A 12,402-nucleotide genomic window follows, 5' to 3' on the forward strand; every position below is an offset into this window, starting at 1 on the left:
AGCTATTGGTTATTAAGAAGTTGTTTAACGACTTTTGATTGCGATTGGAAGGTTTTTAATTCAGGAATTACTTTCATTCCGTCTTTCACATATTGGAGCCCTTCCAGCACCACATGATCTCCATTTTTCAGGCCTTTTTTGATGATCCACATATCACCCACTGTCGGACCGGTTTCCACCGAAACAAAACGGATCACACTGTCTTGTACCACAAAAACGCTTGATTTTCCCTGGGTTTCTTGGATACAACGTTGCGGAATCAGTAACGCATTGGTATCAACATAAATGCGGGCTTTTACGCGGGCAAAAAGTCCCGGACGAAGTACCTTGTCCGGATTGGGGAAAGTAGCCTGAATTAAAATCGTTCCGGTGGTAGGATCAACCTGCCGGTTGATAAAATCTACTTTTCCGGGATATTTATAAGTAGACCCATCGGACAGGATCAGCTGCAGGCTTCCTTTGGTTTCTCCTCTTTTCCGTACTTTTTCCATTTTCGCCGAATCAGCGCGATAACTTCGTGCCAGTGACAAATAATCGGATTCGGGCAAATAGAAATCCACACTTACCTGTTTGATTTTTGATACGGTATTCAAAATCACCGGGTTGGGATTTTGTCCTACAAATTCGCCCACTTTGGCATTGGTTTTTCCGATAATACCATTTATTGGCGAGTAAATAGAGCAATAACCCAACTGGATTTTAGCCAGTCTTACGCTGGCCTGAGCGGCTTCTACATACGCTTTGGCCGCATCATACTGGGCTTTGGCCGCATCCAGGTCACTTTTACTCACGGCGTTCATTTTGGCCAAAGGTTCTATTCGTTCCAGATCGCTCTGGGCTTTTACGAAAGATGTTTTGGCCTCTGCCAGTTTGCTCATCTCCTGAGCAACTTTGGCCTGATAAGGTTGAGGGTCAATTTTGTACAGTAACTGTCCTTTTTTTACCCGCCGGCCTTCTTGGAAATAAATTCCTTCAAGGAAACCGGAAACCCGGGCACGGATGGGAATATCCATTTCACCGTAAACTTGTCCCACAAACTCTTTGTAAATGGGAACGTTGTGTTGTAAAACAGCAACAACAGGAATTTTTGGAGGAGGCGGAGTCGCTTTCTTTTTACTTCCGCAGGAAGCGGTGAAAATCAGCATGAAAGCTATTGATGCCAGGCTAAATAAACGAAATGTAAATTTTTTCATACGAACGATGATTATATTTTCAAGAACATATTTAAAAACGAAAGTATAAAATTTTAACCTTTCTTTTCCATTTTTTTAAAGAAAAGCGGCTAAAAGAAATTATTACTTTTTATAAAAAATTGCAAATCAGCATGTTGTAATTCTATTTTTAATTCTGTAATTCACCGGTCTTTTACCGGAACAACCTGAAAAAAAGAATACCGGCAACAGCGAAAAGATTACTGTTGTTTGTGGTGAATTCCTTTTTCGTTGGAAGAACGGATATGCAGATCAAGCTGGTTGTACGGAATTTCTATTCCGGCTTCTTTCAGCGTCTGAAAAACTTCATACATCATGTTGCTCCGGATAGAATACCACTTTCCATATTGATGGGTCCAGAATAAAATTCTGAATATCAATGCACTGTCACCCATCTCAATGAAATAAATTCCAGGGGCAGGATCTTTCGCCACATCCGGGTGTCCTTCCAGTAGCCCCAGCATCAACGCTTTTATTTTTTGCGGATCACTATTATAAGCCACGCCGATTTTTATTTCAATACGCCGGCGCTGATCGGACAATGTCCAGTTAATTACTTCGCTGGAAATCAAATTCCCGTTGGGAATAATGATTTCTGCTCCGTCAAAAGTACGAATATTACTGGCCCGGATACCAATGGAACGCACTTTTCCGATTAAATCGCCCACTTCGATGGTATCGCCTATTTTTATCGGACGTTCAAAAAGCAGAATAAATCCGGAAACCAGGTTGTTAAAAATATTTTGCAAACCAAAGCCAATTCCTACACCGAAAGCGCTAAACATAATGGCCAGGTCGCTCATGGGCATGCCCAGTGCGCTAAAAGCCAGAATAAAACCAATGGTGATCAAAGTATAACGGGCCATCATGGCAATGGTGTGTGGCAGGCCTTCTTCCATTTTCAGCCGGTCTAAAATATCTTCTTCCAAAACATCTCTGACGATGCGTGCCAGAAAAATAGAAAACCAGATGATAAAAAGGAAAACAAATAATTTCCCCCATGAAAAAGCAAGAGAACCAATTTTATATTCATGCCAGAGCCACTGTTCCAATGCCTGAGAAATTGTTGTCTCCCAACCAAAAATGACTAACAGATAATGAATCAGAATTAAAGCAGCCACAAAATTGATAAACCGGGGAATCTTTTTAATCAGCCAGCTTTTGTTTTTCTTGATGAAATTGCTTTTTTGTGCCCCCCGGCTGCAAACAAAGGCGATGCCTAAGCCGTTAAACATTACAGCCGTTACCATAATAATGAAAAAGACCAGCACCATCTCAGCAATGGAAAAAAGCAGATATTTGGCCAGCATCACTTTTCCGATCAGGTTGGCTACCAGCCCGGCAATAATGAACAAGGCGGCTCCGTAACTTAAAAAGAACAACACTTTTCCGAACCGCTCCCGGCTTTCCTTTTCTTTTCGGAATACCATAATGAAATAAAGGGCCGCCAGCAATTCAACCACCGAAATGAACAGCAGCAAGATCCGCGAATAAACATTGGAAACCGGCAAATAAGAATAAAAGATGATGGCTACAAGAACAGCAGAAAAAGCATAAATAAAAAAGTGAAACCGTTTTTTGATAATGCTCTGTAAAAGAATGATAATGGGGATGATAATCAACAGAATGACCAAGTCTCTGAAGATCAGCGGGCGGTTTGGATAAATAATGGCTGAAGCAAAAATTCCCACAATTAAAGCGGTACTCACCGGCCGCGACAACAATTGTTTCAGCCTTTTGATATAAGAAGCCCCTTCTCCTTTTTCAACGGCCAATTCGGTTTTGCTGAGCCGGATAAAAACAAAAATTAAAACAATGATCAGAATGATGTGGAAAGCCACGGTGCCCGAGTGCCGCGACAGATAATTTCCGAGATTCTTCAGATCCACTTCATAAAGTTGTTTCAGCGGAGTTTCAAGACTTTTTTTGCTGATGTTGCGGAAATCAAGAGCGAAAAAAGAAGGCTGTTTTTCCGAAAGGATTTCTTTCTGTTTTTTCTGTAAGATTTTATCCAGCGAAGAAATGCGGGCATCAATTTCCAACTCCAGCGCAGAGAGTTTCCGGATCATTCCCATTACGGTATTGGTTAGCCGGTTTACCGAAGAAATGGTTTCTGACAGCAAAAAAATCACATCGTTGGCCGAGTTCTCTACGGTTTTCCCCATCTTCTTTTTTCGGATGATTGTTCTTGCTTTTTTCCAATAGTCAAGATTTGATGAAAGGATGTTTTTGTTTTCTGCCAGTTGATTCAGTAAACGGTTCAACTCCTCTTTTTTTCCGGAAACGATACTCTTTTGCTGTCGCAAAAGAATCAGGCTGGCGCGCAATTTTCTGGTGCCTGAAGCCTCTTTGTCCAGTTTTTTCCCGGCTTTAATTTGTTTGTCCAGAGTTGTAACCAATGAATCGACAACATGTTTTTCGCGCTGCAATTCCGATGTTTGTATCAGGCGTTCTTTCATCTGGCGGATATCCGAAATGGCTTCCGACGACTGTTGCGAAATATTGGCAATGTTTATGGTAATCTCTTTTTTCTCAGCCTGTTTTTCGGCAGGTTGATTTTGTCCTGACAGACTGCCCGGTAATAAGATAACGACAGTAAGAAAAAAAGAGATCAGGTTCCGGTAATAAAAATCCGTCTTCAGCATGGTTTTTCGTTGTTCCGAATGAGTAAAGAATAATAGCATATTGCGGTCAAATTTAAAATAAAAAACCAATTAAAGTTCCCATCCGATGGTGGTTTCAAAAAGATAATCCCATTTTGGGGCACCTGCTACCGGCTGATTGTCAAAGTTGTAAGTAAACCCCAGGTTAATAAAAAAGTCTGCAATGAATTTATATTTCATATTCAAATTAAAATCAGAACGCAAACGCCCTTTTTCTGTTATTCCGGGATAAATATCCAGATTGGTGTTAATGTTCAGATCGCCAAAATTAAACAGCACATATTCGATATTGAAAAAAGCCTCCAGACTGTTTTTGTCCGGCTGGTCATTTTCAGAATAGCGCTCAATGTTCCACACGCCGCCGCCGGAAATGGATAAATAATGAACATGATCGTTGATCAGAAAATTCCCCACACCGAACAGGGTAGTGGTTCGCAAATTTAATTTTTGTTCGGTACTGCTCAACAGATTGGCAGAACCGGTTAAAAACCAGCTTTTTTTCAGAAAATATTTCCCGGCAAAGTTGGCTTCCGTACGGCGTATTTTGGTTTTTAGCGTGTCATCTACCGTTTGAAAATTCCGGTTCATGCTGTAATTTATCCGGACACTGTACACATTGGCCAGGTATCCGGAGTTTACCCGTGTGATAAACTGGCTGGTATTGTTTGCTTTTGCCAGCGAATAGCCCAGCGAAATATCCAGGCTGAGCCGGCTGATAAAAGTCTGGTCAGCCTCTTTCAGGTAAATGATCTTTCCTTGCGGTACCAACGCTTCTCCTTTTTGAAAATCAAATAGGTATATTTTGCCAGGCTGATTTTTCTTAGTGTTCAGCGTGCCGTAATAATGAATGCCTTTTTCCAGATAGATAATAAAAAATCGCTGGGTATGAATTTGTTTAATGTGATCCCATTTGAGTTTCAGGTCGCTGTCACTGTACTTGGTTTTCATCTGCAAAACCCCGTGGGTCATCTCTTTGATTTCACCCACAAGTACATTTTCGTTATTCATTACCAGGGTATCGGCAATGGTTTGGGCCGAAACCGTATTCCATCCCGGCATGATGAACAATAGCAAGAGAAGAAAGAAAAGAGTAACGTTTTTCATTGACTCTGGGTTAGCAAAAAAATAACGTGCCGCTTCCGGAATGAATATTTATCCGGAGAGAAACACCACGCTGCAGTGTGTTTTAGTAAAATATGACCTTAAATTTCTGTCCGCCTACCGAAGCTTCGTACATCAATCCACCGATGGCCATGGTAAAAACCAGCATTCCGTCGCGGTATTGTGCATCTTCCGATACGCCTGATTTCAGTGCCACGGCCGATACCTGAGCAGCAAATTCGTAGCTGTTCCCGGTAAAGCGGTCATATGCCTGTTTGTTTTCCAAAAAAATGATTTCAGCATATTTCTGTCCACCGGCCTGCAGACCGATGGTGATTTGGGTCATTTTTGCAGTAGCCACCGGTTTTCCGTGTTTAAAAACCGTTCCTTTTCCCCCGGCACCACCAATACCTAATCCGCCTTTTCCGATATGCGGAAAAACCACATACCCGTAAGCACTCTGAAAAAATTTACTGATTCCCGGGTCTTTTTGTTTAAACTCCTGAATTATGGCACGCGACGCGCTGATGTTTTCCCGTTCTTTTGAATTTTGCGACAACAGTGTTCCTGCTACAGCAAAAAAGAAGAACCCGAAGAAAATGAGTTTTAATTTCATAAATAGATAGTTATTTCATGAATACCGTTACAAAACTAAGGAATATTTAATACAGTCACAATTTTAAATATGTTTGTGTATGAGCGACTTTCTTTATGTATAATGTTTTAGGGCGTGTCTCCGCCAAGGCGGAGCCGGGCTTTCCGTTTTAGTCGGCCGGGTGCAGGCCGTGTTTTGCTGCGGCATCTCCGGGTGCTTCCTCTGGTCGCTCCGTTTCTGCCGGCATCCATCGGCCTGCGCCCGGCCTCGCTGCCACTTCAATCCCTCACGCAACGAGATCAAAAATAAAAAAGCCTTGTTACAGGAGCGAAACAAGGCTTTTAAGGGCGGGCTTTGTGGGTATTAAACCCGAATTAAAGGAAAAAGGATCGCTTGTGAATAACGGAGTAAAGACGGTAATGTTTATTCTCAATTTCATCAAAAAAATAAACCTTGTCATCCTTAACAAATATTTTGGCCGAAAGCTCTTTTACATCTCTCTCTTTTAGTCCTTTACGGGCTAACTCTTCAAGAGAAAAAGTCTGATTCATTTCGATAACCGATTCCATAAACTATTGAAGTTTAATTTTTAAACCTTCTTTTGCACAAACCGGACAATATGAATTTTTTACGATGGAAACATAACCACAGCGCGGACATTTGTAATAATGATGCACTTTGGCTTTTTCCTTTTTTTCTTCCGGTTTGGTCTTGCTCATGGGAACAAGGTAACAACACCTGTGCCATGATATAAAAGGTGAAGGTTTTAAATGTGTAATTTGTTGTTTGTCAAAAAATTATTGGTTAAAAATTTTTTTGCTTGCAGAATAAAACCGGGTTTTCGTTTCCCAAGACTTTCTTTTCTTTACATTTTCGGATAATCTGTTTTTCCGAAAACGGCAGGTTTTACAAAAACCCGTACCTTTGCCTTGAATTTAAAAATGACAAACACATGAAATTCAACCGATATAATTCATCGCTTGCTGAACTGACAGGGCGGGCACAAAAGATTTTGAATCAGCAATTTAACCCGGCAGAACTGTTGGGGTTATACAAAAGAATTTTAGGACTTATTGATTTAACCACACTCAACGGCGATGACACTACCGAAAAGGTAACCCAATTGTGTCAGCAGGCTGTCGGATTTGAGAATAAAGAACTGGGGACTCCCAAAACAGCTGCCGTTTGTGTTTATCCGGTTTTTGCCCAAACCGTTTCCAAAGCACTTCATGGAACCGGTATTCAAACCGCTTGTGTAGCAGGAGCTTTCCCGAGCGGACAATCTCCTTTAAATGCACGGATACTTGAAGTTTCCTACGCGGTGGAAAATGGTGCCGATGAAATAGATATGGTAATTAGCCGGGGGCGGCTTCTCGAAGGAGATACCGATTATGTTCTTAACGAAATTAAAGCACACAAAGAGGCCTGTGCCGGAAAACACCTGAAAGTTATTCTTGAAACCGGAGAACTGAAAACCCCGGAGATGATACGAAAAGCTTGTGAATTGGCTATTGAAGGCGGAGCCGACTTTTTAAAAACATCCACAGGAAAGATTACGCCGGCAGCTACTCACGAGGCTGTGCTTATTATGCTCGATACCATTAAAGAATATTATAAATCCGAAGGAAAAATGCTGGGTATAAAACCGGCAGGAGGTATTTCAACTCCCGGAGAAGCGTTGAATTATTATTTGCTGGTACAGGCTGTTTTGGGCGAAAAATGGTTGAACAACCGTTATTTCCGTATTGGTGCCAGTCGTCTTGCCGGCAATCTTTACGAAGCGGTGGAAGAATTGGCCACTGTTTGATTTTAATGAAATAACATTATGATAAAACCGGTAAAAACAGGCATAGGTGTTTTTTTGTTTGTTCTGCTTTTTTTCGGGATTTTTTCCTGCAAAGAAGATGAACCCACTACGCCTAAAGCGCCGGTTGATGCCGTGGCTAAATTCATTGGTGTTTGGCATGTGACGGATAGCACGGCGAATCAGAAATACGACGTAACCATTGAGCGGCATAAATTATACCCTCAAACCAAAGTTTATTTGTATAATTTCAGTAACCTGAGCGGCCGTATCGATGGGGAGGTGATTGGTAATACCCTTCTTATTCAAGATGCCGTAACCGGAACTCCGGGATATACTATCGACGAAGGAACCGGCACCTGGATTAGTGATTCGTGCATCGATTTTATCTACACCTTAAATGATGGGGTTGTAACAAAAGTCCATCAGGCCGTTTTCCTTAAATAGGTACGGAAAAACCTGCTGCTGATTACGCCGGATTTCCTGCTCCAGATTCAGGAGAGCCTGTTTCTCATGAAGGTTTTTTAAAACCCGGTCATAAATGGAAGCCATTTCATCTCCCCGGTTATTGTAATAGTTTAGGCTGGCTTTTATCTGGTCTTTAGTTACGCCATAACGGTCAAATAAAATCTGGTAATATTCTTTTATTCTGTCCGGATAGCCCGGATAACGTCCCCGGTTGTAAACTTTAGCGCCCTCAATAATTTCCATGTCGGTTAAAATGTCAGCCATTTTTTCTTTGGGGATCAGGTTGGCCGGTTTGGGAACAACATCTTTGTTCACCTTATAGCATCCTGTAAGGAGCAGCGTGATCAATAGAAAAATAACCGGCTTTTTGAACATGATTTAGTTTCCCACTTCCGACATGAACTTAATACGCATTAAGCGGATTTCTTCTTCGCTGTATTCCGCCTCACCCAGTTCCTGCAAGGCATCTTCCACCGAATCGGTCTCTGCCTCCAAAAAGTAGTCGTAAATATCTTCCTGATGGTATTCGTCGATGTGCTCATCAATATAATAACTGATATCTAACCGGGTTCCGGAAGCAACAATTCGTTCTATTTCTGTCAGAAGCTCGTCCATGGTCAGGTTTTTGGCATGGGCAACGTCTTCTAAGGGCAATTTGCGGTCAATGCTTTTGATAATATACACTTTCAACCCCGATTTATTGACGACCGACTTCACCACGATGTCGTTGGGGCGCATAATGTCGTTTTCTTCTACGTATTGTTTGATCAGGTCACAAAACGGCTGACCGTATTTTTTGGCTTTTCCAACACCTACTCCCACAATTTGCTGCATTTCATTGATGGTAATCGGATATTGAATGGCCATATCTTCCAGTGAAGGATCTTGGAAAATAACAAAAGGAGGCAGGTTTTCGCGTTGCGATATCTCTTTTCGCAAATCTTTCAACATGGCAAACAATACCGGATCAGAACCACTCAGTTTCTGTCCTTTCCCCGGAACGACAACGTTCTCGTCGTTTTCGTTCTCGTAATTATGGTTTTTCGCAATCATAATACTGTAGGGTTGTTTAATAAATTCTTCACCTGATTTTGTAAGCTTTAAAATACCGTAATTTTCAATTTCTTTTTCCAGCAACCGCTGTATAAGGGCTTGCCGGATAACCATTACCCAATAGCGGCTGTCTTTCTCTTTTCCGCTGCCAAAAATAGGATTTTTATCCAGTTTGATGGCTTTTATATCGCCTGTTTTTTTCCCGGCCAAAATATCAGCAATCATCTTTACTTTGTACTGCTGTTTCAGTTCTTTAACGGTCTCCAGCACTTTTTTGATGTCCTCTTTCCCCTCAAATTTCTCCTTCGGATGCAGACAATTGTCGCAAGCGCCGCAATTATCTTTGTTGTATTCTTCGCCAAAATAGTGCAGAAGCAGTTTATGCCGGCATACCGACGATTCGGCATAAGCCACTGTTTCAAACAGCAGTTCTTTGGCAATTTCCTGTTCGGCAACCGGTTTATCCTTCATAAACTTTTCCAGCTTCTGAATATCATCGTAGCTGTAAAAAGTGATACAGTTTCCTTCGCCGCCGTCGCGGCCTGCCCGACCGGTTTCCTGATAATACCCTTCAATACTTTTGGGTATGTCATGATGAATGACAAACCGGATGTCGGGTTTATCAATTCCCATGCCAAAAGCAATGGTAGCCACAATTACATCCACTTCTTCCATCAGGAATTTATCCTGGTTGTTTCTGCGGGTAGCAGCATCCAGTCCGGCATGGTAAGGCACGGCTTTTATTCCGTTGACCACCAGTGTTTCGGCTATCTCTACTACTTTTTTCCGGCTTAAGCAATACACAATTCCCGATTTCCCGGGTTGGGTTTTGATGTATTTGATGATGTCTTTGATAACATCTTTGGTTTTGGGCCGGACCTCGTAGTATAAATTGGGTCTGTCGAAAGACGATTTAAAAACTTTGGCATTGGGAATATTGAGCGTTTTCAGGATGTCTTCCTGTACTTTTAAGGTGGCAGTAGCGGTTAAGGCAATAATGGGTACATCCTGGCCGATAGCCTGAATGATCGGCCTCAGTTTACGGTATTCCGGCCGGAAATCATGCCCCCATTCCGAAATACAGTGGGCTTCGTCAATGGCATAAAAAGAGATTTTAATCTGTTTTAAAAATTCGATGTTATCCTCTTTTGTCAACGACTCCGGCGCCATATAAAGCAACTTGGTTTTACCCGAAAGCAAATCCGAACGAACCTGGTTCATTTCGGTTTTGGAAAGCGAGGAGTTCATGACGTGAGCAATACCGTTTTCGGAGCCAAAATTGCGTACCATGTCCACCTGATTTTTCATCAGGGCAATCAAAGGAGAAACCACAATGGCGGTTCCGGGTTTTACCAGTGCCGGAAGCTGATAGCACAACGACTTCCCTCCGCCGGTAGGCATCACCACAAAGCCGTCGTTTCCTTCCATCAAATTATTGATGATTTTTTCCTGATTTCCTTTAAAACTGGAGAATCCGAAAAAGCTTTTGAGTAATGGTCGCAGCCCATATACATCACGATTTGCGCTTTCCATAGGTCTCGTCATATAAATTTAAATCGTACTTTTGAAGAAAATTCAAGACCTTTAACGATGTTGAATTTTATTCATTGTTATCCTTTTGGATTATTACAAATATAATAATAATATTTCACAACGATGTGAAAAAATTTTTTTGGACAGTTGAAAATTTCAGAAAAAATAAAAACCAATCATCACCAAACCCGCACGGGAAACAGTAATTCGGTATTTAAAACAAAAAAATCTGGTTCACAGAATTTTATATCATTTTTGACAGAAATGTTCTCCCCGGGATGAAAAAAGCCCGGTTTGCGATAAAAAATTTTCAGGCATGAAACTTTGGACAAAAAATTTAGTGAAAAAATATCATCAGCGGACAGTGGTAAAAAAGGTGTCTATTGAGGTAAATCAAGGAGAAATTATTGGGCTGCTTGGACCCAACGGAGCCGGGAAAACGACGACCTTTTATATGATGACGGGGCTGATTAAACCTTACGAAGGTCATGTCTATCTTGATGATATGGAAATAACGGAACTTCCCATGTACAAGAGAGCCAAGCTGGGAATCGGTTATCTGGCACAGGAAGCTTCTGTATTTCGTCAGTTGAGTGTGGAAAATAACATTAGAGCGGTCATGGAATTTACGGATATGACCAAGGAACAGCAAAAAGAACGGCTGGAATCATTATTGGATGAGTTTGGTTTGCAAAATATCCGAAAAAGCCTGGGGATACAGCTTTCCGGTGGTGAACGCCGCCGGGTTGAAATTGCCCGCTCCCTCTCGGTGAACCCTAAGTTTATTTTGCTGGACGAACCTTTTGCCGGTGTAGACCCCATTGCGGTGGAAGATATTCAAAATATTGTGGCCAAACTGAAAACAAAAAACATTGGTATTTTAATTACTGACCATAACGTTCATGAAACCCTTTCCATTACCGATCGGGCCTACCTCCTCTTTGAAGGTTCGGTACTTAAATACGGAACATCTGAAGATCTGGCCAATGACGAACAGGTACGCCGCGTTTATCTCGGACGGAATTTTGAACTGCGGAAAAAAGATTTTATGACAGAAGGAAATTAGCTGTTGTTTTTTTCGGTGTTCTGATCAAGATGGTTTTACCCCTGAATATCGGTGAGAAACAGGATCAGCGATAAAAAAAGATAAAGCAGAATAATAAACGGAATAGCCACCATTTTCAAAAAAACGAGCAATAAAAGCGAAAGGATTAAAAAGGAATACTTTATCATGTTTTCTTTCCATCCAAACGTTTTAAGCTTCAACGAAAACATCGGAAAAGAACTCACCATCAACAAAGGACCGAATAGAGCAATCGACAGTAAGAAATAACTGTTGGTGAAAACCATGTACCAGAAATCCTTTGAAGCATAAAGCTCTTGCCGGATAAGCGGTAAAGAGGCAATTAAAATGGCTAAAGCCGGAGTGGGCAAGCCTTTGAAAGAGGTCGCCTGTGTTTTATCTATGTTGAATTTTGCCAGTCGTACTGCGGACATCCAGGGGACAAGCAGCGCAAAAAAGGGTAAATAATCAAGCCCCTCGGCTGTGGGATTTCCATGGCTGCGCAAAATCATCTGATATAGAATAAATCCGGGGGCCACACCAAAAGTTACCATATCCGACAACGAATCGAGCTGTAAGCCGATGGCCGATTTTACCCCGAGCAAACGGGCTGAAAATCCGTCAAAAAAATCAAATAAAGCTCCGATAAAAATGAAAATACCGGCAAAAACCAAATCGTTCGGAGAGCCTTTTACTCCAAAATAGATAGAAATTATTCCCGCTGTCAGGTTCAATAGCGTGATACTGTTGGGAATATGTTGCTTAATTGTCATGCCGTGTTTTTCTGTTTCAAAAATACACCATTTTTTTATCCGAAAAAAAAGAAAAAATAACAGTTTGTTCCGGCGCTTTTTATTTCCCTGTTTAACCGAATGATCTTCTGTACTTGTATCAAACCGAAGCCCCCGCTG

12 protein-coding genes are annotated in these 12,402 nt (G+C 41.5%); 3 read left to right on the forward strand and 9 right to left on the reverse strand.

Features of this window, described 5'->3' with window-relative positions; all coding sequences use genetic code 11:
• Nucleotides 1-2: 2 nt before the first annotated feature.
• The 6 genes from LA303_RS01885 to LA303_RS01910 all read right to left on the reverse strand — a co-directional run bounded on the left by LA303_RS01885 (nt 3) and on the right by LA303_RS01910 (nt 6,289).
• The gene (locus LA303_RS01885) at nt 3-1,193 is read right to left on the reverse strand and encodes an efflux RND transporter periplasmic adaptor subunit (RefSeq protein WP_240526247.1); all 1,191 of its coding nucleotides are present in this window, start codon (nt 1,191-1,193) and stop codon (nt 3-5) included.
• Nucleotides 1,194-1,411: 218 nt separating this feature from the next.
• Nucleotides 1,412-3,856, reverse strand: coding sequence for a mechanosensitive ion channel domain-containing protein (locus LA303_RS01890; protein ID WP_240526248.1), 2,445 nt, complete (start codon nt 3,854-3,856; stop codon nt 1,412-1,414).
• Nucleotides 3,857-3,925: 69 nt separating this feature from the next.
• Nucleotides 3,926-4,978: a DUF481 domain-containing protein gene (locus LA303_RS01895; RefSeq protein WP_240526249.1), complete on the reverse strand. Its 1,053-nt coding sequence runs from the start codon at nt 4,976-4,978 to the stop codon at nt 3,926-3,928.
• Nucleotides 4,979-5,060: 82 nt separating this feature from the next.
• Nucleotides 5,061-5,591 (reverse strand): lipid-binding SYLF domain-containing protein, encoded by a 531-nt coding sequence (locus LA303_RS01900; RefSeq protein ID WP_240526250.1) that lies wholly within the window; start codon nt 5,589-5,591, stop codon nt 5,061-5,063.
• Between the two features lie 353 nt (nt 5,592-5,944).
• Complete coding sequence (locus LA303_RS01905) at nt 5,945-6,139, reverse strand: hypothetical protein (protein ID WP_240526251.1); 195 nt, start codon at nt 6,137-6,139, stop codon at nt 5,945-5,947.
• 3 nt (nt 6,140-6,142) lie between these two features.
• Nucleotides 6,143-6,289 (reverse strand): hypothetical protein, encoded by a 147-nt coding sequence (locus tag LA303_RS01910; protein WP_240526252.1) that lies wholly within the window; start codon nt 6,287-6,289, stop codon nt 6,143-6,145.
• Between the two features lie 233 nt (nt 6,290-6,522).
• On the opposite strand from LA303_RS01910, the gene deoC reads away from it, so the two are divergent.
• A complete protein-coding gene (gene deoC, locus LA303_RS01915) occupies nt 6,523-7,377 on the forward strand; it encodes a deoxyribose-phosphate aldolase (RefSeq protein ID WP_240526253.1) in 855 nt (284 codons plus the stop codon).
• Nucleotides 7,378-7,395: 18 nt separating this feature from the next.
• Nucleotides 7,396-7,821 carry a hypothetical protein gene (locus LA303_RS01920; RefSeq protein ID WP_240526254.1) on the forward strand — a complete coding sequence of 142 codons (426 nt, stop codon included), beginning with the start codon at nt 7,396-7,398 and terminating at the stop codon, nt 7,819-7,821.
• Here LA303_RS01920 and LA303_RS01925 read toward each other — a convergent pair.
• Together LA303_RS01925 and recQ are read right to left on the reverse strand one after the other, a co-directional pair.
• Nucleotides 7,771-8,217, reverse strand: a complete 447-nt coding sequence (locus tag LA303_RS01925; protein WP_240526255.1) for a DUF4296 domain-containing protein — start codon at nt 8,215-8,217, stop codon at nt 7,771-7,773. The two genes, LA303_RS01920 and LA303_RS01925, sit on opposite strands and share 51 nt — an antisense overlap.
• A gap of 3 nt (nt 8,218-8,220) precedes the next feature.
• Entirely contained in the window at nt 8,221-10,428 is a 2,208-nt protein-coding gene (gene recQ / locus LA303_RS01930) for a DNA helicase RecQ (RefSeq protein WP_240526256.1), read from the reverse strand.
• A 316-nt stretch (nt 10,429-10,744) separates the two neighbouring features.
• On the opposite strand from recQ, the gene lptB reads away from it, so the two are divergent.
• Nucleotides 10,745-11,494, forward strand: coding sequence for an LPS export ABC transporter ATP-binding protein (lptB, locus tag LA303_RS01935; protein WP_240526257.1), 750 nt, complete (start codon nt 10,745-10,747; stop codon nt 11,492-11,494).
• A 35-nt stretch (nt 11,495-11,529) separates the two neighbouring features.
• Here the strand turns inward: lptB and LA303_RS01940 are convergent, their stop codons facing one another.
• Nucleotides 11,530-12,264 (reverse strand): CDP-alcohol phosphatidyltransferase family protein, encoded by a 735-nt coding sequence (locus tag LA303_RS01940; RefSeq protein WP_240526258.1) that lies wholly within the window; start codon nt 12,262-12,264, stop codon nt 11,530-11,532.
• Nucleotides 12,265-12,402: the final 138 nt, after the last annotated feature.

The sequence above is a fragment of the Candidatus Sulfidibacterium hydrothermale genome, from assembly GCF_020149915.1.
Lineage (GTDB): Bacteria > Bacteroidota > Bacteroidia > Bacteroidales > F082 > Sulfidibacterium > Sulfidibacterium hydrothermale.

What these genes read in the sequence shown, in the direction of transcription:
- LA303_RS01895 (WP_240526249.1), bottom strand. Translation starts at nt 4,978, where the DNA reads ATGAAAAACGTTACTCTTTTCTTTCTTCTCTTGCTATTGTTCATCATG.
- recQ (WP_240526256.1), bottom strand. Translation starts at nt 10,428, where the DNA reads ATGGAAAGCGCAAATCGTGATGTATATGGGCTGCGACCATTACTCAAA.
- LA303_RS01910 (WP_240526252.1), bottom strand. Translation starts at nt 6,289, where the DNA reads ATGAGCAAGACCAAACCGGAAGAAAAAAAGGAAAAAGCCAAAGTGCAT.
- deoC (WP_240526253.1), top strand. Translation starts at nt 6,523, where the DNA reads ATGAAATTCAACCGATATAATTCATCGCTTGCTGAACTGACAGGGCGG.
- LA303_RS01885 (WP_240526247.1), bottom strand. Translation starts at nt 1,193, where the DNA reads ATGAAAAAATTTACATTTCGTTTATTTAGCCTGGCATCAATAGCTTTC.
- LA303_RS01920 (WP_240526254.1), top strand. Translation starts at nt 7,396, where the DNA reads ATGATAAAACCGGTAAAAACAGGCATAGGTGTTTTTTTGTTTGTTCTG.
- lptB (WP_240526257.1), top strand. Translation starts at nt 10,745, where the DNA reads ATGAAACTTTGGACAAAAAATTTAGTGAAAAAATATCATCAGCGGACA.
- LA303_RS01940 (WP_240526258.1), bottom strand. Translation starts at nt 12,264, where the DNA reads ATGACAATTAAGCAACATATTCCCAACAGTATCACGCTATTGAACCTG.
- LA303_RS01905 (WP_240526251.1), bottom strand. Translation starts at nt 6,139, where the DNA reads ATGGAATCGGTTATCGAAATGAATCAGACTTTTTCTCTTGAAGAGTTA.
- LA303_RS01900 (WP_240526250.1), bottom strand. Translation starts at nt 5,591, where the DNA reads ATGAAATTAAAACTCATTTTCTTCGGGTTCTTCTTTTTTGCTGTAGCA.
- LA303_RS01890 (WP_240526248.1), bottom strand. Translation starts at nt 3,856, where the DNA reads ATGCTGAAGACGGATTTTTATTACCGGAACCTGATCTCTTTTTTTCTT.
- LA303_RS01925 (WP_240526255.1), bottom strand. Translation starts at nt 8,217, where the DNA reads ATGTTCAAAAAGCCGGTTATTTTTCTATTGATCACGCTGCTCCTTACA.